The following is a 19,212-nucleotide window of genomic DNA, read 5'->3' as shown; positions in this document are numbered from 1 at the left end:
CTCCGTCGCGCCGCCCGTGCCGAATTCGTCCAGGACCGTCAGGAAGTACTGCGGGAAGTAGCCCTCCGGGTACTCGAAGAAGAAGGTCGCCTTCGGAACGGTGAGGGTCTTGGCGGCGTGGTCCACCCTCGGCTTGCCGACCGGGACCACCTTGCCGATCTCCTCGGACGTGGAGGAGTGCGGTCCCCGTCCGATGACGGTGTAAGGGCTGATCTTCAGATCGGATGGCACCGAGGCGAGTTTCTGCGTCCGCTCCGGCACGGTCACCTTGTACACGGCGCGACCGGAAGACGTGAGCCTCTTGGCATCAAGGCCGAACGACGAAGCCCGTCCGTCGTTCACCGGGTCACTCGACACGGACAGACGATACTTCTTGTGAAAACCTGGTGCAGGGTTTCCGGCTTCCTGGAGAGAAAAATCGAAATCATCCGAGTTCGCCGGGTCCGCCTTGACCGTGATGTTCTTCGACGCATCCTCCACGTAGACCTTTCCCTTGTGGCTCAGGGTGGTCTGGGACTTCTCGGAGGTGAATGTGGATTCAGCCTGCATATTCATAAAGTTCTCGAACTCGGTGATCCGCTGCCCCATGCCCTCGAAACCGCGCTCGCCCGTGAAGAAAACGGAATAAGTCTTGCTCTTCCCGGACTCGCTGGTGAACTTGTCGCTGGGCAGTGCCGGAAGACCGGAATGCTCCTGACCGCGGGTCCACCCCTTGCCCTTGTCAGTGGACATATAAGCACGGAGATCGATGTCCTGATCACTGTCGTTGACTATCTCAAGTTCCAGGCGCTGCTCCGGATCGGCCAGAGCCGCGGCCTGGCTTCCACCGGAAGCCGCCGTCAGACCTATCGCGAGGACTCCGGCGACTCCGACGAGGGGAAAGAACTTGTGGGCGATCACGGAAGGTCACCTTCGGGCAGGGAGATATACGAAGTCGCTTGCTGCGCCAGCACCTGCCACCGGCGTGCGACATGCTTTCGCCCTCAGAGTCGCGCCTCCGCCCCCCGCAAGCCCCCAGGGAATCCCCCTAAGGCATGCCCCGGGCCGGTAGAAGCCCCTCCCGCCACCGGCCAGGAGAAACCGGTGCCTCGGCCGGGTCCGGCGACTGTCCGGACCTGCCACCGCAGCCCACATTTGCGCGCGCCAAGGGCTGTCCCGTAATCGCTGGTGGATCGGCGTGCGGTGTCGGATGCGGTGCGTCACCGAACGGACGGGCCTCCGCATACTGGACGTATGCGTATGTTCCAACAACGCGGCGAGGTGCCGTAGCTGTCGTCGCGCACCTGCCACGGATTGCTGGACAGTCCTTGGCCATGGGCACAAGGTCCTGCACGGACCGCGCCCGTGGCGGGCTGCTCAGTGGGTGCGACCCTCAGCGGGACCCGTCGGTGACGCGGTCGAGCCGGTAGTACTGGGCGACGCACTCCCCCGGCCAGTAGCTGCTTCCGCCCTTGCTGAACGGTTCCAGCATGCCGCTGATGACCAGCCGGTCGTACGGGAGGACCCGATCGCCGGACGCCGCTCCCTGCTTCAGCCGGCGGTCCTGGGCGTCCCACTTCTCGGCCCGTGCCTGCATGTCGGTGTCGAGGCGGAGCAGCGAGACGGCCGGGCCGAAGCAGGCCAGGACGCAGAGCACCGCGCACGCCGCCCGCACCGGGCCGGTGTGCCACGCGCGACGGCGGAGGGCGAGGCCCAGCAGCAGGCCCGCCCCGACGAGCAGGGCCACGTACAGCAGGAGGTAGTCGTTCCACAGCCGGTTGGCGCTCGGATCGCTCACCCGGTCGCGGAAGACCGGGTAGGCGATGACCGTGCAGAGGTAGCCGGAGACGAGGATGACGACCACCCCGGCGCAGATCAGCAGCGGCCAGTGCGCGGACGGACGGGGCGCGGTCCCGTCGGTGCGGCGGCAGAGCAGGCCGAGGAGTACGCCCACGGCGATCGCGCCCACGTACTGCCAGGTGCCGGCGACGATGGCCGTGATCTCGGCGAAACTGTGGAAGGACCGGGCGAACGACTCCGGGGAGAGCAGTGACGCGGTCTGCGCCCCGAACCGGTGCCTGCGGTTGACGGAGCCGGGCGAGGTGATGAGCACGAGGGCCCCGGCGACCGTCCCGGCGACGCCCGCCGCGCACCACAGGCGCAGGAAGGCCCGGTGCGGGCTCGGGACGACGCGGAAGCTCAGCAGGAACACGGCCGCCAGCACCACGATGACGACGATCGCGGTCTCCTCGGACAGGGTGGCGAGCACGGCCCCCGCGATCAGGGCGACGGCGAGCGCGAAGGCCCGTCCCCGGCGGGTGCGGGCGGTGAGCAGCGGAATCAGCGCGGCGCAGGCCAGCACCGGAGGCATGGTGTGCGAGACGGAGGCGGCCGGCCAGTAGAACGTCTTGTACGTGTTGGCGGTGGCGAACAGGAAGAGCGCGCTCATCATCGCCGCGACCAGGAGCGGCAGCCCGCGCGGGACGGTGAATTCGGCCCGGCGGAGCGCGGCGACGGTGGCCGCCCACAGGACCGCCAGCGTCAGCACCGCGCTGACCAGCGGGAACCACTGGTGTCCGGCCACCTGGAACTCGGCGTAGGCGCCGACCAGCAGCGCGTTGGCGACCCGCCCGTTGTCGTCGAAGTAGAACTTCCCGACCAGCCCCGCGACGCCCTCGTCGCGCACGATGGGCAGGAAGCACCAGTCGTCCGCGCCGGGCCGCACCCAGCGCCCGAACCAGGAGGCGGCGGCGATCAGGGCGAGCGGCACGAGCGCGACGGCGCTCACCCAGAGCGAGGTCCACCGGCGCTTCTCCGGGCGGCCGTCGCCCGGTTGCCGCGACCGGCCGCGGGCGGGCCGGCCGCCCCGGTCGCCACCCCGGTCAACGCCCCGGTCGCCACCCCGGTCAACGCCCCGGTCGCCACCCCGGTCAACGCCCCGGTCGCCGCCACGGTCGCCGCCCTCGTTCCCGTCTTCGGGCCGGTCCGGTACGGCGGTCTCCGGTGTGCCGTCACTCATGCGCGGTCACCGGTCCTCGGCGGACGGGGAGGACAGGGAGCGGCCGACGGGCGGTGGTGGCAGGGGTTCGCCGGGGCTCTCCGCGTCCAAGCGGTGGTTGCGGCCGGACATGATCGCCCAGCGGGCCAGGAGGAAGGAGAGCGGTGTGACGATGACTCCGGCAGCGAAGGCGGCGATGTTCTTGTCCATGCCGAGGCCGGCGACCGCCGCGTAGAGCAGTACGCCGGAGAACACGAGGTTGACCGCGCTGGAGACGGGATAGCGCAGGAACGCGTGCCAGGTCGGTTTCGTCCGGCAGGTGATGTAGGAGTTCAGCAGGAACGAGCAGACCACGCCGACGGCGAAGCCCACGACGTGGGCGGCCAGATAGGGGATCCACCGGTTCAGCGTGGCGTAGACGCCGAGGTAGACGGCGGTGTTCACACAGCCGATGAGGACGAAACTGCCGAACTGGCGCACGGTGCGCGCCCGTCCCGGCCCGGCCCCGTCCGCCGCCGCTGCGACTCCGTCCACCGCCGCGACGGCCCCGGCGGGCGGCAGCGGGCGGTTCGTCGGCGGACGCGTCTCGTCGGTCTCGCGCACCACGTACGGCGGCCGGTGCTTCGTCTCGTGGTAGATCCGGCCGACGTATTCGCCGATCACGCCGAGGGTGACCAGCTGGATTCCGCTCAGCGCGACGACGGCGGTGAGCAGGGTGGCGTAGCCGGGGGTCTTCGCGCCGTTCAGGACGACGCTGACGACCGTCCACACCGCGTAGGCCAGCGCCGAGACGAAGACCCAGAAGCCGGTGTAGATGGCGAGGCGCAGCGGGCGGTTGTTGAAGGAGAGGAGTCCGTCGATGCCGTAGTTCAGCAGCCGCCTGCTCCCCCACTTCGACCGTCCGGCCACTCGTTCGCTGTTGCGGTAGCGGAAGCTGACGGTGTCGAAGCCGACCCAGGAGAAGATGCCCTTGGAGAACCGGTTGCTCTCGGGCAGCGCGAGGACGCTCTTGACGGCCCGCCGGGACAGCAGCCGGAAGTCGCCCGACCCGTCGATGAGTTCGACGTCCATGCAGTGCCGTACGACGGCGTAGTAGGCGTGGCTGAGCGCGCTGCGGATCAGGCCCTCGCCCGAGCGGTCCCGGCGCGGGATGACCTGGTCGTAGCCGAGCCGGTGCAGTTCGAGCATGCGCGGGATCAGCTCGGGCGGGTGCTGGAGGTCGGCGTCCATGATCACTACGGCCGCGCCCCGGGCCATGCGCAGCCCGGCGAGCATGGCTGCCTCCTTGCCGAAGTTGCGGCTGAAGGCCGTGTAGCGCACCCGGGGGTCCTTGGCGGCGAGGACGCCGAGGCGCTGCCGGGTGCGGTCGCCGCTGCCGTCGTCGACGTAGCAGATCTCGAAGGTGCCGCCGAGCCCGTCCAGGACGCGGAGCAGCGCCGTGTGGAAGGCGCCGATCACCTCGGCCTCGTCGAAGCACGGTACGACGACCGACAGCTGAAGGTCCCCCACGCGACACCTCCGGGTTGCAGCCGATCCTCAGGGCACGATATCGGACCCTTTGTCTACATTCGACCCATTCGGCTGCGCACTCCCGCCCATCCGGCTCCCGACGCACGGGCCGCCGCCGCCTTTCACGCGAACAGCGCACGGGTCGCGCGAGGGGCGCGCGGAGGACGGCCGAACGCCGGTCGGTGAGGACCGGGCATCGCACACCACGCCGGGTCGCGAGGGTCAGATACCAGACATAGCCTCGCAAAGGTGACGTCTCCCGTGTCCCGTACCCGGAGCACCGTGCCCGGCAGGGCTCTGATCGCCGCCCTGCTCGCCGCGCTGTCCGCCGTGTGCTGGCTGGCGCTCCCCGGCGTCGTCACCGCCCGCGCCGACGACCCGGTGGAGCTGTCCCGGGACGGGCAGATCACCGACCGGGTCGACGCCCTCGGCGATCGGGCCGGATCGGTGGCCGACGCCCTCGACCGGCTCTACGCGGAACACCGCCTCCAGCTCTTCGTCGTGTACGTGAACTCCTTCTCCGGCCGGTCCGGGCAGACCTGGAGCGACGAGACCGCCCGCCGCAACGGCCTGGGCCAGGACGACGTACTGCTGTCCGTCGCCACCGGCGACCGGCGGTACGCCTACTCGGTGGACGCGGGCTCGCCCCTCACGGACGCCCGGCTGCGGGACGTGGCGAACACGGCGGTCGAGCCCGCGCTGCGGGAGAACGACTGGTCCGGGGCCGCGATCGGCGCGGCGGACGGTTACGCGGCCGTGCTGGACGGCCGCCCGGTGACCGCCCCCGCCATCACCCCCGGCCCCGCCGACCCCGGCAACTCGGCCGAGAACAGCGCGAGCGCCCTCGTCCTGCCGGTGGCGGTGGTCGCGGCGGCGGCCGCCGTGGCGGCGTACGCCTACACCCGGCGCAGGCGGCGCTCGGCCCGGCGCACGACTCCGGCCGCCGCCGGCTGGGGCCGGAGCGGGGCGGCGGCCGGCTCGGCTCCGCCGCCGGTACCGCTGCCGGAGCTGGACGCGCGGGCGAAGGAGGCGCTGGTGGACACCGACGACGCGGTGCGCACCAGCGAGGAGGAGCTGGGTTTCGCGACCGCGCAGTTCGGGGAGGAGGCGGCGGCCCCCTTCACCGAGGCGGTCGGCCGGGCGAAGGACGAGCTGATGAGGTCCTTCCGGTTGCGTCAACAGCTCGACGACGCCCACCCCGAAAACGACGCGACCCGGCGGCTGATGCTGGAGGAGATCGTCACCCGGTGCGCCGCGGCCAACGAGGGGCTGGACGCCGTCGCCGAGGACTTCGACCGGCTGCGCGCCCTGGAACGCGACGCCCCGCAGGCGCTGGCCGCCGTCGGGACCCGGTTCGGCGAGCTGACCGAACGTCTGGCCGCTGCGGAACCGGTCCTGGCCCGCCTGCGCGAGCGGTACGGCGCTCCGGCCGCCGACCCGGTCGCCGGGGACGTCGAGCGGGCCCGGGACCGGCTCGCCTTCACGACGTCCGCCCTGGACGGCGCGCGCCGTGCGGTCGACGGCGGCGACAACGCGCGGGCCGCCGTGTACGTCCGGGCCGCCGAGGGCGCGGTGGGCCAGGCGGCCACGCTCGTCGACTCGGTGGACCGGCGGGCCGCCGAGCTGGCCGAGGCGGCCGAGAAGCTGCCGGCCGCGCTGACCGAGACGGAGACCGACCTGGCCGAGGCGGGCGGGCTGCTCCAGGGCGCCGACCCGGCCGCCTCGACCGCCGAACTGCGGGGCCGGATCGCCCGCGCCGAGACGGTGCTCACCTCCGTACGGGAGGCGATGGCGGCCGGGCCGCACGACCCGGTCGACGCGCTGCGCCGGGTGGAGGAGGCGGACACGGCCCTGGACGAGGCGCTGGCCGGGGCCCGGGAGCGGGAGCAGGGCGGCAGGCGGGCCCTGACCCTCCTCGACCAGGCGATGCTCACCGCCCGCTCCGCGATCGCGGCGGCGGCCGACTACGTGACCACGCATCGCGGTGCGGTGGGCAGCCAGGCCCGGACCCGGCTCGCGGAGGCGCAACGGCGCTGGGAGCGGGCCCGGGAGCTGTCCGCGGGCGACGTGCAGGCGGCTCTGGCCGAGGCGCAGCGGGCCGACGCGCTGGCCGGGCAGGCGCTGGCCCTGGCCGAGCAGGACGTACGCGGCTTCGGCTCCCTCCACGGTCCGGGCGGTGTACGGGGCGGAGGCGGCGGCATGGGCGGCGCGGTACTCGGCGGCATCCTCCTCGGCGGCCTGTTCGGCGGCGGTACGGGCGGCGGCTTCGGCGGCGGGCCGGGCGGAGGCGGCCGGGCGGGCGGCTTCGGCGGCGGCGGTCCGGGCAGTTTCGGCGGCGGCGGGACCCGGGGCCGCCGCGGCGGAGGCGGGCGCTTCTGAACGGCCCGGCGGGCGCTTCGGGACGGTCCGGCGGGCGCTTCGGGACGGCCGGGTGGGCGCTTCGGGACGGCCGGGTGGGCGCTTCGGGACGGCCGGGTGGGCGCTTCTGGATGGTCCGGCGGGCGCTTCTGGAGCGCTTCCGGACGGCCCGGTGGGGCTCCTGGAACGGCCGGGCGTGCTCCTGCGCCGCCTCCCGCCTCCCGCGTCCCCCGACTTCCCTGGCCACCCGAACCGAACCGACCCGACCCGACCCGACCCGACCCGACCCGCAAGGAGCCGTGCCATGACCAAGCAGACGATCCTCGGCCGCGTCACCCAGCTCGCGAAGGCCAACGTCAACGCCCTGCTGGACCAGGCCGAGGACCCGCAGAAGATGCTGGACCAGCTGATCCGCGACTACACGAACAACATCGCCGAGGCCGAGCAGGCGGTCGCCGCCACCATCGGCAACCTCCGGCTGATGGAGCAGGACCACGCGGAGGACGTGTCCGCCGCCGCCGAGTGGGGCCGCAAGGCGCTGGCGGCGAGCCGGAAGGCCGACGAACTGCGCGCGGCGGGGTCGGTCGCGGAGGCGGACACGTTCGACAACCTGGCGAAGGTGGCGCTGGGCCGTCAGCTCCAGTCGGAGCAGGAGGCCAGGACGGCGGAGCCGACGATCGCCTCGCAGACGGAGGTGGTGGACAAGCTCAAGGCGGGCCTGGACCAGATGCACGCCAAGCTGTCGCAGCTGACGGCCGAACGGGACGAGCTGGTGGCACGCGCCACGTCCGCCCGGGCGCAGAACCACATGATGGACGCCGTGAAGAGCGTCGACGTCCTCGACCCGACCAGTGAGCTGAGCCGGTTCGAGGAAAAGGTGCGGCGCGAGGAGGCGAAGGCGGCGGGCAGGCAGGAGCTGGCCGCCTCCTCGCTGGACGCACAGTTCGAGCGGTTGGACGGCCTCGGCGACAGCGCGGAGGTGGCGGCCCGGCTGGCGGCGCTGAAGGCGGGCTCGTAACCGTCCGCCGCCGGCGTCCGGGCACGCGCCTGGGCGCGGGTCCGTACCTGCTGTACGCGCTGTACCCGACCGGCAGGTCAGGGTCCGTACCGGCTCAGCGGATCGAGGTCGGGGCCGAGGTCGGGGCCGAGGTCGGGGCCGAGGTCGGGGCCGAGGTCAGTACATGCTCAGCAGCTGCTCCACGGAGAGTTCCGCGGCCGGAGCCCCGTCGGGCAGGGCCAGTTCGAACCAGACGGTCTTGCCGCGCGGGGTCCGGCGCGAGCCCCAGGCGGCGCTGAGCAGCCCGACCAGTTGCAGCCCGCGCCCGCCCTCGTCGGTGTCGCGGGCCCGGCGGCGGCGCGGCTGCACCAGACCGGCGTCCCACACCTCGCAGACGAGCGTGCGGTCGCGCAGCAGCCGCAGCCGGATCTCGCCCTCGCTGTAGCGCAGGGCGTTGGTGACCAGCTCGCTGACCAGGAGTTCGGTGGTGTCCACCAGGTCGTCCAGGTCCCAGGCGAGGAGCTGGGAACGGGCCAGATCGCGGGCGCGCCCGACCGAACGGGGCTCGCGCGGCAGCTTCCAGTCCCCGACCGCCTCTTCGGGCAGTCCCTGGATGCGGGCCATCAGCAGGGCGATGTCGTCCTCGCCGTGTCGGGTGTCCAGGGTGGTCAGGACGTGGTCGCAGGCGGCCTCCAGCCCCATCTGCGGGCCGGTCAGGACCGTGCGCAGGGCCGCCAGCCCCTCGTCCAGCGGCTGGTCGCGGGACTCGACGAGGCCGTCGGTGTAGAGGGTGAGCAGGGCGTTCTCGGCCAGTTCGACCTCGACCTCCTCGAACGGCTCGCCGCCGACGCCGAGCGGCATGCCGGGCGGTACGTCGATGAGGCGGGCGGGGCGGCCCGGTTCGACGACGGCCGGCGGGAGGTGGCCGGCGTTGGCGAAGGTGCAGCGGCGGGTGACCGGGTCGTAGACCGCGTAGACGCAGGTCGCCAGGTAGACCTCCGAGAGGTCGGCCTCCCGCGACTTCTGCGCCGCGCGGGACGGCCACTGGGAGCCGCCGCTGCCGCCGAGGGCGCCGCCGCTGCCGCCGCCCGGCGAGCCGAGGCCCCGCGCGACCTCGTCCAGGGCGGAGAGGACTTCGGCGGGCTCCAGGTCCAGGAGGGCCAGGGTCCGTACGGCGGTGCGCAGTTCGCCCATCGCGACGGCGGCCCGCAGCCCGCGGCCCATGACGTCGCCGACGACCAGGGCCGTACGGTGTCCGGGCAGCTCGATGACGTCGAACCAGTCGCCGCCGACCTCGGTGGCCGTGTTGCCCGGCAGGTAGCGGCAGGCGATGTCGAGCCCGGCGGCCTCGGGGTCGCCGGGCGGCAGCAGGCTGCGCTGGAGTATCAGGGCGCGTTCGTGTTCGCGGCGGTAGAGGCGGGCGTTGTCGATGCAGACGGCGGCGCGGGCGGCCAGTTCGGTGGCCAGCGCACGGTCCCGCTCGCCGAACGGTTCGCTGCCCTTCGTCCGGGAGAACTGGACGAGCCCGACGACGGTGTCGTGCGCCACCATCGGCACGGCGAGCGTCGACTGCACGAAGCCCATCTCGTCGCCCGGGACGTCCTCGACGTGTCCGGAGCGCAGGGCGGCGGCGCAGGGCGAGCCGAACGGGAAGCGGTGGACGGAGCCGAGGGCGGGCGGCACGTCGTCGGGGCCGGGCGGCCCGCTGCCGGCGACGGCGGTCGGCAGGGCGTCGGACACGGCGCTGGCGTGGGCCACCCGGCGCAGCTCGGCCGAGCCGCCGCCGAAGTCGCGGTGCGGGGGCGCCCAGCTGCCGGGCGGCGCCTCGTCCCCGCTGAGCAGACCTTGGTAGAGGTCGACGGCGGCCAGGTCGCAGAAGCCGGGGACGGCGACGTCGAGGAGTTCGCGGGCGGTGGTCTCCAGGTCGAGCGAATTGCCGATCCGGGCGCTCGCCTCGTTCAGGAGGGCGAGGTTGCGGCGGGCGCTGGCGGCTTCGCGGGCCGCGATGTGGCGGCGGGTCACATCGGTGGCCAGACCGGCGATGCCGACGGGCCGGCCGGCTCCGCTGTGCACCCGGTAGAGGTTCATGGACCAGTGGCGGCGCTCCGTGCCGCCGGGTGCGGTGCCGATGAGCTGGAGGTCGGTGACGGACTCGCCCGTCTCCAGGACGCGCTTCAGGGTGGCGGAGAGCCGGTCGGCCTCCGGCCGCGGGAGGTAGTCCTCGACCGTGCGGCCCCGGTGGTCGTCGGCGGCCCCGCCGAAGACGGTGGCGAAGCGCTGGTTGGCCCGTACGACGGCGAAGTCCGTGCCGAACAGTACAAAACCGAAAGGAGATTGGCCGAATATGGCCTGCGAGGCGGCAAGGTCGGTCTCGATCCTCCGCAACGCCCGTACGTCGACGACGAGACAGAGCGCGCCGCGCTCACCGCCGGCCGTCAGGCTCGGCATCACATAGACCTCGGCGACGCCGTGCGCGCCGCCCTCGCCCGGCATCCGGAACGGGACCAGTCCGGTCCACTCCCTGCCGTCCAGGATCTCCCCGACCCGGCGACGGCCGTCCGCGCGCAGCTCGGCGGGCATGAAGGCGTCGACCGGGTCGCGGCCTATCGCCTCGCGCGCGGCCATGCCGAACAGACCGGCGGCCCGGCTGCTCCACTGCTCGATCAGACCGTCGGGGCCGATCGAGAAGGAGGCGACCCTGATGTAGTCGTAAATCGAGCCGGGCGGACTGCTCTGCCACACGACGTCGCCCGTTGTCCCAGGTATTTCGCTCACGCGACCGTCCCCTCCAGCTCACACACCGGACCGGTCCTGCCCGCAGTATTCAGCACTACGGCCCCGACCGACACGGCGTTCACGATCACAGCACGGTCTCAGTCCCTTTCAGCCAGGTCCTGCCCGACCTCTGGTGATCGCTGTGCGTCCCTCTGCACTCCTAACCAGGGAGAGCCAGCTCGAACCACACCGTCTTGCCGCTCTTTCCCCGACGCGTACCCCAACGGCGCGCGGAACAGGCCACCAGCTGGAGCCCTCGGCCGCTTTCGTCGTCGGGTCCCGCACTGCGTTCGGTGGGTGCGTCCGGGAGGGGATCGGAGACTTCCACCAGCAGCCCGGGGGGCGTGGAGGGGCGGGCGTCCAGGCTGATTCCGGAGGAAATGCCCTCGGAAAGGCCCCCGGAGAGGCCGTCGGTGAGAGTGCCGGAGAGGGTGCGGGAGGAGGTATGGGAGGGGCCGGCGGAGGGAACACCGGCGGGACTCGCGGAACCGCCGCCGTCGCTGCCGCCATAGCCGTCCCCGTCGCCGTCGCCGTCGGGGAGGGGACGGACCAGCCGTACGCCGATGGGGCCGGACGCGTAACGCAGGGAATTGGTCACCAGTTCGCTCACGAGGAGCACGGTCAGATCCCCGACCCCCGAGTCGATCCCCCAGGTGTGCAATGCGTCACGTACGGAGTGCCGTGCGGTGCGCACCGATCCGGGGACTGCGGGGAAGGTCCACTCGGCGCAGTCGCCTTCGGTATCGATCACGCCGATCACTTCCCAGGGACGACCGCGGGCACCCCCCTCGAAACAAGGGGATCAATCATCACATACCCACCAATTCGGGCTTAATGCCGACCTCGGCGGCGTTTGCTACGGACGGCCGTACCCGGCTCCAACGGCCCGCGCGAGCCTCCGGCGGCAACCGCCCCGGCAGCTCAGCGCAGTTGGCCCGCGGCCTTGAGGTCGTCGAAGAGGAGCTGGTCCACGGGCGGTACGAGCGATCGGTCGGCGAAGGAGAACCACGCCACTTCCTCGATCTCGCTGCTGGCGGCGAGCGTGCCGCGGTAGTCGCCGTAGTAGCAGCTCATCCGGACCAGGACCGGGGCGGCGTCCGTGTCGTCCTGCCCGCGGGCGTCCGCGTCGACGCCCGTGTCGACGCCCGTGTCGGCCTCCGTGTGGGCGGGCGCCTCGTACGTACCGGCGTGGACGACGGTCTCGCGGATCAGGCTGACCGTCAGCTCCTCCTCCACCTCGCGCAGAAGGGTCTCCAGATCCGTCTCCGTACCCTCGCGCTTGCCGCCCGGGATGTAGAAGACGTCCTTGCCCCGCGGGCGGGCGCAGAGAATCCTGCCGTCCTCGATCCGCACCCACGCCACCGTGTCGATCAGCACCGACATCTTCCCGCCCTCGCTCGCCACATACCGGTCGGGCGGGACCCTACCGCGTGCGCGGCGGGGCCCCGGGCCGGTCGTCGCTCAGGATCGGGCCTTCACGGTCGGGCCTCTCACGGCCAGGCTTCTCATGGTCGTGCGCTCAGGGTCGGGCGCTCTGGCCCGCGCGCTCCACCCGGTACACCTGTTGGTGCCTGCGGTCGTCGAGGCCGTCGGCGACCCGCTGCGCCTCCGCCTGCGTGGCATATCTGCCGATGCGATAGCGGTTGCCGCTCTCGTCCTGCCGTATCACCAGCCAGGGGAGCACCGCGCCGCTGTCGCTCATCGTGTCGCTCCCCCGCATGTCGCCCCTCTCCCCACCGGCGTGCACGTCTCTAAGGATCCCCAGGAAACCGCTGTACGCATATGCCCGAGCGTACGCCTGACCTTCACTCAGTGCAGGCGTCTTTACACAAAGAGATACGCATCCGGCCATGTCGCCCGGGGGCGCGTTCAGGCGATGCGCCCCCGGGTTCCGACCGCGGGAGAGGTCAGCCGGCCGCCCTTCGCACGCTCGGCGTCGGCATCGGCACCGGGCCGCCCGCCGCGCCCTTGCGGCAGGCGTCGCCGCAGTGGGCGTCCAGTGAGCAGCACAGCGAGCAGACCGGCCCCGACCGCACCGGGCAGTCGGCGATGTCGGGCAGCTCGTAGGCGGTCTCGCAGTCGGCGCAGGTGTGGGTGGCGGTGATGTCGTCGACATGGGCGTCCGGCCCGTTCACCGGGTTCAGGCGCGCGAAGTGGTAGCGCCCCTTCGTCGCCCAGGCCATCAACGGGCAGAGGACCAGGGAGAGTCCGGCCGCGACGAACGTGGAGAACGCCTGCGGGTAAGCGCCGAACAGCCCGAAGAAGGCCAGAACCGACACGGTCGAGGCGATCACCATCGCGCCGAAGCCCCGCCGGGTTCACCGCGTACAGGTAGGCGCGCCTGAACTCGATGTACGGAGGGCTGAGCCCGATCCGCTCGTTGATGACGAGGTCGGCGGCGACGGCCACGATCCAGGCGATGCCCACGTTGGAGTGGAAGCCCAGCAGTTTGTTGAGGGCCGCGAACATGTTCATCTCCATCAGCGTCAGCGCGATGGCGAGGTTGAGGTCGAGGTCGAGGTCGAGGTCGAGGTCGAGGTCGAGGAAGACGTACCAGACCCGGCCCGGGTGCCGGTGGGTGATCCGGGAGAAGAAGTTCGACCACGACAGCGAGCAGCGCGCCGCCGATCTGTTTGGCGGCCCCGATGACGACCCAGCGCGGTCCGGCGGCTGCTCGCCGATCTGGGCGATGAGCGAGAGGGCCACGCCCGTACCGAGCCCGAAGGCGAGCCAGGAGAAGCCGGAGCCCGCGCCCTCCGTGCCGCCGAAGGAGGTGAACGCGCCTAAGGACTCGGGCGACTCGAAAGCGAGCACCACGAACGGGAGCACCATCCCGACGATCCACACCGGCGCGTCCACGCCTGCACCTTGGCCAGCGCACCCATACCGCGGAAGACGATCGGGATGACGATCAGCGTCCGCGCTCCGATATCCGTCAGCGGACGGGCAGGTGGTAGGCGATCCGGTACCGGTCGGCGGGCACCACGACGTCGGCCGTCTCCACGGCCCGGCCCGACGCGTAGTAGGTGCGTCCGATGACGATCACGACGTGGCCCGGCACGCCGCCGAGCGCCAGAAGCTCCTCCGCCAGCCCCGGGCGCGCGCCGACCTCTTCGGCGACGTTGTCCACGACGATGTCGATCGCGGCCATCCGGTCGACCACTCCGCACCCGCCCAGCGGCCCCTCCTCCGGGAGCATCACGGGCGTACGGCCGGTGACGGCCAGCGGCTCCCACGAGGTGGAGAGCATGATCGGCTCGCCCGCCTCCCGGAAGACGTAGTGCGTCCGCATCACCCGGTCCCCCGGCTCGATGCCCAGCCGCTCGGCGATCTCGACGCTCGCCCCCTCCTGCTCGCTGCGGGACTCCCACGTCCCGCGCGCTCCGTCGGCCGTCTGCTCCTGCCGGAACGGGCTGGCGCCCTTGGTGGGCCGGTAGCCGGAGCGGGCGATCCGGCGCGGGACGGGGCGCTCGCGCACGTACGTACCGGAACCGGACCGCCCCTCGACCAGCCCCTCGGCCATCAGAACCTTCCGCGCCTCCAGGGCCACGGTGTCCGAGACCCCGTACTCCTCGCGGATACGGGCCTGCGACGGCAGGCGGGTATGAGGCGGCAGCGCGCCGTTGACGATCTTCTCCCGCAGATCGCTCGCCACGCGCAGATAGGCGGGCTGCTCACCGAAAGTCACAGGCCACTCCCAACAGGTTGACGTTCTGCAACAGACTGACAACCGTGGGTTGTGCACCGCAAGCATGGGCCAAGGTTTCACCTGATGTGATGAAGCGGTACCCGCCCATGCACAGGTCACACGTGTAGACCAGGGCACTCCCGGACGTTTTTCTGCCCCGATTGCGCCTGGCCGACACGGCGGCCGACCCCGTACGCGTACAGGGCCGGCCGAGCGCACCCGGTGGAGTTCAGCCGACGGTCGTGACCACGACCTGGCGCTCCGTCAGCAGCGGGACGATCCGCTGCTGGGCCGTACGCCGGAAGTGGTCGCTGTCGCGGTGCGCTTGCAGGGCGTCGGGGCCGGCGTACCTCTCGATGAGAACGATCGCGCCGTGATCGTCGTACGACTGGTAGCCCAGGCACCCGGGCTCGGCGCGGGAGGCGTCGATCAGCTCCGCGAGCGCGGCGCGGACGGTGTCCCGGTGTTCCGGGTCCAGTGTCCAGCGGGCGATGACGACGATCTCGCCGGGGCGGGCGTCCGCGAGGGGCCAGGCGGCGTCGGGGGTGTTCATCGGTTCGATCCGTTCTGTCGTGGGCCGGGGGCGGCTTTCCGAGGGAGCGCCGTCACGCCTCCGGCTCGGACAGGACCGTGACGAGGGCCTTGCCCACGCCGGTGGCCGAGGCCGGGTTCTGCCCGGTGACGAGCCGGCCGTCGACGACCACGTGCGCCTGGAAGTCGGCGGCGCCGGTGTGCCGCGCACCGCGCTCCTCAAGGGTGCTCTGGAGCAGGAACGGCACGATGTCGGTGAGGCCCGCCGCCGCTTCCTCGGTGTTGGTGAAGGCTGCCACGTTCTTACCGTCGACCAGGTAGGAGCCGTCGGACAGCGTGAGTTCGACGAGACCGGCCGGACCGTGGCACACCGCCGCGACGGCCCCGCCCGCTTCGTAGACGGCGCGGGCGATCCGGGTCAGGCCGGTGGCCCCGGGGAAGTCCCACATGGTGCCGTGGCCGCCGACGTAGAGGATGGCCTCGTAGTCGGCGGGGTCGACGTCCTGGGGGCGCGGGGTGGACGCCAGCTTGCGGGCGATGTCCGGGTCGTCGAGGAACGCCTTCTGCACGGGGTCGGACAGATCCGCACCGTCCATCGGCGGACGCCCGCCCAGCACCGAGACCAGGTCGACCTCGAAACCGGCGTCCGTGAGCTCCTTCCACGGGTGCGCGGCCTCGGAAAGGTAGAAGCCGGTGGGACGACCGGTGTCGCCGAGCCGGTCGTGGCTGGTCAGGGCGAGCAGAACCTTACGGGTGCCGGGCATGGAGATCTCCTGCGTTCGAGTGCCGTCGCTGCACGGGCCCCACACCTTCGGGTCCCGCTGGTCCCTGCACGGTAGAGCGACAGAGCAATAGAAAACCAATGCAAAAGCACCAGGTCTGCCATAGGAAAATCGATGGCTCAGGGCATACGGAGTGCTGAGAGAGCGGTGAGAAGGAAGCGGAAGAGGCGGCAGGAGGGCGGCAGGAGAGGCGCCACCGACGAGGACGTCCCCGGTTCCGCGGTGCGGTCGAGTGCATCGCGGAACCGGGGACGTCCGGTCGCCGTCGGGGGTGGAGCGTCAGACAACCCAGCGGTCGCCGGAACCGCACGCGGCGATTTCGAGCCGGGCGTCGTCGCCCGCGCCCGCGCCGCCGACCGGGCGCAGGCACAGGTCGTAGCTGGCGACGTTACGAATCCAGTTCGTCCCGTCCCCACGGGGGTCGAGCCACCAGAGCTGGTTGTCGCCGGTCGCGTCGCAGTAGAACTCGCCGATCCGGGTGCCCGCCGCCCTCGCTCCGTACTCGCCGAGGTCCAGGCACAGCCCGTCCTTGCTGTTGCGGATCAGGAAGAGGGGCGAGTTCTGGGGCCCGCCGCGCGTGACAGCGATGTCCAGGCTCCACAGCTGGTTGTCGCCGGTCGTGCTGTTGCACTGGTACTGGGTGACCGGGTCGTTGATCTTGCCCTTGCCGTAGCCCGCGAGGTCCACGCACCGGCCGGTCGCCGCGTTCTTGATCACGGTGTTCTGCACGCCGGAGCGGCCGTTGGCCCACTGGCGGAGCCTCTCGGCCCCGGCCATCGCGTTGACCTTGGGCTTCTTCTTGGCCTTGGCCTTGGCCTTGGCCTTGGCCTTGGCCTTGTCCTCGGACGCGCTCGGCGACGACCCCGGTGCTTGCTGTTGGAGCGCCGGAGCGGCCGGCTCCCCCTTCTCCAGCTCCTTGGACTTCCCCTTCTCCTGGCCGGGCTCGACCGCTGGGGCCGGTGACTTGGTGGTGTAGATGCCCGGAACGGTGGAGCGTTCGGTGTCCAGAACCGTGCCGGCCGCGTTCTGCGTCCGGGTCCGCTCGCCCTCGCCGTCGTCCTGTCCCGCCACGAGGAACGGGACCGCGATCAGGATCGCGCCGACGATCGCCGCCGCCGCCAGAATCGGCTTCTTGGGACGGCTGCCGAGCGGTTCGCCGTCCGCACGCGAAGCCGCGCCCTTGCCGCCGCCACCGCGGGCGACCGCTGCGACGGCCACGGCGGCGTCCGGGAACGCTCCGGCGGGTCGACCGCCCGCCCGGGCCCCGGCAGGAGCCGAGGAGGGGGCGGAGGCGGACGCCGTGGACGCGGCGGACGCCGTGGACGCGCCAGGAACCGAGGTGGCGGAAGACGCCGAGGTGGCTTCGGAGTCGGCTGCGGACCCGGCCGGTTCGGACGTGCCCTTGTCCGACGCCTTCGGGGTGCCGATGCCTCGCACGGCGGTACGGGTGGCCCCGCCGGCCTCCGCACGCTCCGAAGCCCTCTTCCGGGCGTCCTCGCCTTCGGGACCGTTGCTCTCCGGGCCGTCGCTCCCCGGATCCGTGTTCTCCGGGCCCTTGCTCTCCGGGCCGTCGCTCTCCGGATCCTCGCGCTCGGGGCTCTTCGTACCGGCGGTCGAGCGGGCGGAGTCCGCGGAGGACTCGTTCGTAAGGGCACGTCGTCCGACGTCCGGCGTCAGGGCGTCACCGGGGGCGCCGGCCGTTCCCGGCGTGATCCCCGCCCGGCGGACCGACTCCGGCGAACTCCCGGACGGCTCGGGCTTCCCGGACCGCCCTGGCTTCGCGGAGCTCCCGGAGTTCCCGGAGGCTCCCGCTTCAGCGGATGTGCCCGACCGCGGTGGTATGCGGCGGGAAGGATCATGGTCACGTGCCATGGAATCTCCTTACTCATGTCTGGGTTCGGTGTCGCGTCACGGCCCGGCTGTCACGACGGACGCCCAGCACCCGGAAGGGGGTCCCCGGGGCGGCCTCGATCGCGTGCGGGGGCGGTTCCGGCAGGGCCAGGACCCGGTCCTGGGCTCCTTCGTCCCCGCCCGTCGACTCGGCGGCGCATTCCGGCGGGTCCGGTGGTTTCGGTGGCCGTGCGCCCGTACACCGCTATCGCCTCGGTGTCCTCGACGGCGGGCAGCGGCTCGGGCCGGGGCGCGGGAGACGCTTCCGGGACAGACCTGTCGTCGTGCTCACTCACCGGCGGGCACTCCAGAGACAGAAGACACGGTCCATCCTTTCGAACTCACCCTCATCAGGGGGGAGTCTGCTGCCGCAGACCTCTGAATCAGGCGTCCCTCCATGATGTGACGGGGCGTGATACGTGACGACGTACGACGTTCCTGACGCACCGTCCGCACACCGGCGGGAGATGACGCTCCTTCGAGGTAGACGCTGTCGGCCGCCTTGGCGTTCCATCGATCAGTTCTCTTCCGCCACCTCGCGCCCGGGGCGCACCCGCTCCTCAGCGGTCCCGGCCTCGGTAGCGTATCCCTCCTCCACCGCGCGCCGGCCCAGTTCGACATGGGCGCACCGCGCTGACCGCTGTGGCCCAATCGCGCTCACGAACTCCCGCGCCCCGCCTGCGATCCGCCACTCACAGCGGCCAAGCGGTCAGCAAGTCACCGGGGCCGTAAGTCGCGTCGAGGCCCGGAGAGTCGACGCCGCTGCGCGAGACCGCCACGACGGGAACGGGTTGGTCGGTGAGGGCGGCCCAGTGTCGATGGAGAGCTGCCAGGTCGTGCCGGTCGAAGGGTGACTGCTCCAGCCACTTGATGGAGCCGAGGAAGAACAGCTCCTTGGCGACGGGGGCCCGGTCCGCACCAATGACGTCGATCTCGACGTCGTTGGTCCGGGTCCAGTAGCCGCCCACTGCGGGGGCTGCGGGGAGCTGGTCGTCGGGCAGTATCCGGGCGAGCGCCTCGCGGATGAGCGGCTCAACAGCCCGGCCGCGCCAACTGGTCCAGCTCTCCCGGATCCGCGCCGAGGTCAGATCGCCCCGCCCTCGCTCGATCTCCTCCATGGAGGGGCCGAGCAGGTGCAGCCAGAACCGCAGGTAGGGATCTGCCACCCGGTAGCGGCGATCCTTAGACGGACGCAGCGATACGGGCAGCTCCGCGGCGATGATCCGCTTGTCCGTGAGCAACTCCAGCGCTCGTTGCAGCGGCGTGGCCCCGATTCCGCCGGCTGCCCGAGCGATGTTGGTGAAGGTCCGCTGACCACTGCCGATAGCCGCCAGCACCGTACGCGCTTGAGCCTGCGGGGGAAATTCGGCAGCCAGCGAACGTTCGGCCGACACCAGCAGGGCCGAGACCGGGTCGCTCAGCGCCTCGTCGAGGAAGTCCCACAGCCCCGCGCCCCGCGGCCACTCCGCGCAGATCAGCGGCAGCCCGCCGGTGACCAGCGCGGCGTCGAAGGCTTCCGCCGGATCCAGCCCGAGCATCCGCCCCACCTCGGCGGGGTTCAGCGGCCCCAGCACCATCTCCCGGCCGCGCTGATGGAAGGGGCGTCCATAGCTGTTCAGAGCCTCCATCACATGCGGAGGCGGCCTCAGCCCCGGGGACCGCCGGAGTGATCGCCCTGGCACGGCACAACCCGCTCCACCCGGAG

Annotated in this window: 13 protein-coding genes and 2 pseudogenes; 2 read left to right on the top strand and 13 right to left on the bottom strand. The window is 71.9% G+C overall.

Going from position 1 to position 19,212, the window contains the following annotated elements; translation table 11 throughout:
* The 3 genes from EES43_RS30705 to EES43_RS19505 form a co-directional block, all read right to left on the bottom strand.
* Window positions 1-900 (bottom strand): MmcQ/YjbR family DNA-binding protein (locus tag EES43_RS30705; protein WP_164493204.1); only part of this gene is annotated, 900 nt, incomplete at its 3' end.
* A 472-nt stretch (window positions 901-1,372) separates the two neighbouring features.
* Complete coding sequence (locus EES43_RS19515; protein ID WP_241192477.1) at window positions 1,373-2,998, bottom strand: DUF6056 family protein; 1,626 nt, start codon at window positions 2,996-2,998, stop codon at window positions 1,373-1,375.
* 6 nt (window positions 2,999-3,004) lie between these two features.
* Window positions 3,005-4,486: a glycosyltransferase gene (locus tag EES43_RS19505; protein WP_124269892.1), complete on the bottom strand. Its 1,482-nt coding sequence runs from the start codon at window positions 4,484-4,486 to the stop codon at window positions 3,005-3,007.
* A gap of 261 nt (window positions 4,487-4,747) precedes the next feature.
* Between EES43_RS19505 and EES43_RS19500 the strand changes: the two genes are divergently transcribed.
* On the top strand, window positions 4,748-6,865 hold the full coding sequence (locus EES43_RS19500; RefSeq protein ID WP_124269891.1) for a TPM domain-containing protein: 2,118 nt from the start codon (window positions 4,748-4,750) through the stop codon (window positions 6,863-6,865).
* Window positions 6,866-7,148: 283 nt separating this feature from the next.
* Window positions 7,149-7,862 carry a PspA/IM30 family protein gene (locus tag EES43_RS19495; RefSeq protein WP_124269890.1) on the top strand — a complete coding sequence of 238 codons (714 nt, stop codon included), beginning with the start codon at window positions 7,149-7,151 and terminating at the stop codon, window positions 7,860-7,862.
* Window positions 7,863-8,018: 156 nt separating this feature from the next.
* On the opposite strand, the gene EES43_RS19490 is transcribed toward EES43_RS19495, so the two are convergent.
* From EES43_RS19490 to EES43_RS19445, 10 genes and pseudogenes are all read right to left on the bottom strand, one after another.
* Window positions 8,019-10,583 carry a SpoIIE family protein phosphatase gene (locus EES43_RS19490; protein ID WP_206430199.1) on the bottom strand — a complete coding sequence of 855 codons (2,565 nt, stop codon included), beginning with the start codon at window positions 10,581-10,583 and terminating at the stop codon, window positions 8,019-8,021.
* Window positions 10,584-10,776: 193 nt separating this feature from the next.
* Complete coding sequence (locus EES43_RS19485; protein WP_346774300.1) at window positions 10,777-11,367, bottom strand: ATP-binding protein; 591 nt, start codon at window positions 11,365-11,367, stop codon at window positions 10,777-10,779.
* A 170-nt stretch (window positions 11,368-11,537) separates the two neighbouring features.
* On the bottom strand, window positions 11,538-11,999 hold the full coding sequence (locus EES43_RS19480; RefSeq protein ID WP_124269887.1) for an NUDIX hydrolase: 462 nt from the start codon (window positions 11,997-11,999) through the stop codon (window positions 11,538-11,540).
* 136 nt (window positions 12,000-12,135) lie between these two features.
* Complete coding sequence (locus EES43_RS19475; protein WP_124269886.1) at window positions 12,136-12,336, bottom strand: SPOR domain-containing protein; 201 nt, start codon at window positions 12,334-12,336, stop codon at window positions 12,136-12,138.
* 187 nt (window positions 12,337-12,523) lie between these two features.
* Window positions 12,524-13,534 (bottom strand): annotated as a pseudogene (locus tag EES43_RS19470) (hypothetical protein); the annotation flags it as partial.
* Window positions 13,535-13,551: 17 nt separating this feature from the next.
* Window positions 13,552-14,304: a GntR family transcriptional regulator gene (locus EES43_RS19465; RefSeq protein ID WP_124269885.1), complete on the bottom strand. Its 753-nt coding sequence runs from the start codon at window positions 14,302-14,304 to the stop codon at window positions 13,552-13,554.
* A gap of 229 nt (window positions 14,305-14,533) precedes the next feature.
* Window positions 14,534-14,857 carry a putative quinol monooxygenase gene (locus EES43_RS19460; protein WP_124269884.1) on the bottom strand — a complete coding sequence of 108 codons (324 nt, stop codon included), beginning with the start codon at window positions 14,855-14,857 and terminating at the stop codon, window positions 14,534-14,536.
* Window positions 14,858-14,909: 52 nt separating this feature from the next.
* Window positions 14,910-15,599: a type 1 glutamine amidotransferase domain-containing protein gene (locus tag EES43_RS19455; RefSeq protein WP_124269883.1), complete on the bottom strand. Its 690-nt coding sequence runs from the start codon at window positions 15,597-15,599 to the stop codon at window positions 14,910-14,912.
* A gap of 297 nt (window positions 15,600-15,896) precedes the next feature.
* The gene (locus EES43_RS31465) at window positions 15,897-16,835 is read right to left on the bottom strand and encodes an RICIN domain-containing protein (protein WP_241192476.1); all 939 of its coding nucleotides are present in this window, start codon (window positions 16,833-16,835) and stop codon (window positions 15,897-15,899) included.
* A 1,364-nt stretch (window positions 16,836-18,199) separates the two neighbouring features.
* Window positions 18,200-19,212 (bottom strand): annotated as a pseudogene (locus EES43_RS19445) (DUF234 domain-containing protein); the annotation flags it as partial.

It is taken from the genome of Streptomyces sp. ADI96-02 (assembly GCF_003846185.1).
Classification (GTDB): Bacteria; Actinomycetota; Actinomycetes; order Streptomycetales; family Streptomycetaceae; genus Streptomyces.
The sequence above is the reverse complement of the archived record's forward strand: the minus strand, read 5'-3'. Positions and strand labels throughout refer to the sequence as shown.

What these genes read in the sequence shown, in the direction of transcription:
- EES43_RS19515 (WP_241192477.1), bottom strand. Translation starts at nt 2,998, where the DNA reads ATGAGTGACGGCACACCGGAGACCGCCGTACCGGACCGGCCCGAAGAC.
- EES43_RS19495 (WP_124269890.1), top strand. Translation starts at nt 7,149, where the DNA reads ATGACCAAGCAGACGATCCTCGGCCGCGTCACCCAGCTCGCGAAGGCC.
- EES43_RS19480 (WP_124269887.1), bottom strand. Translation starts at nt 11,999, where the DNA reads ATGTCGGTGCTGATCGACACGGTGGCGTGGGTGCGGATCGAGGACGGC.
- EES43_RS19475 (WP_124269886.1), bottom strand. Translation starts at nt 12,336, where the DNA reads ATGCGGGGGAGCGACACGATGAGCGACAGCGGCGCGGTGCTCCCCTGG.
- EES43_RS19460 (WP_124269884.1), bottom strand. Translation starts at nt 14,857, where the DNA reads ATGAACACCCCCGACGCCGCCTGGCCCCTCGCGGACGCCCGCCCCGGC.
- EES43_RS19455 (WP_124269883.1), bottom strand. Translation starts at nt 15,599, where the DNA reads ATGCCCGGCACCCGTAAGGTTCTGCTCGCCCTGACCAGCCACGACCGG.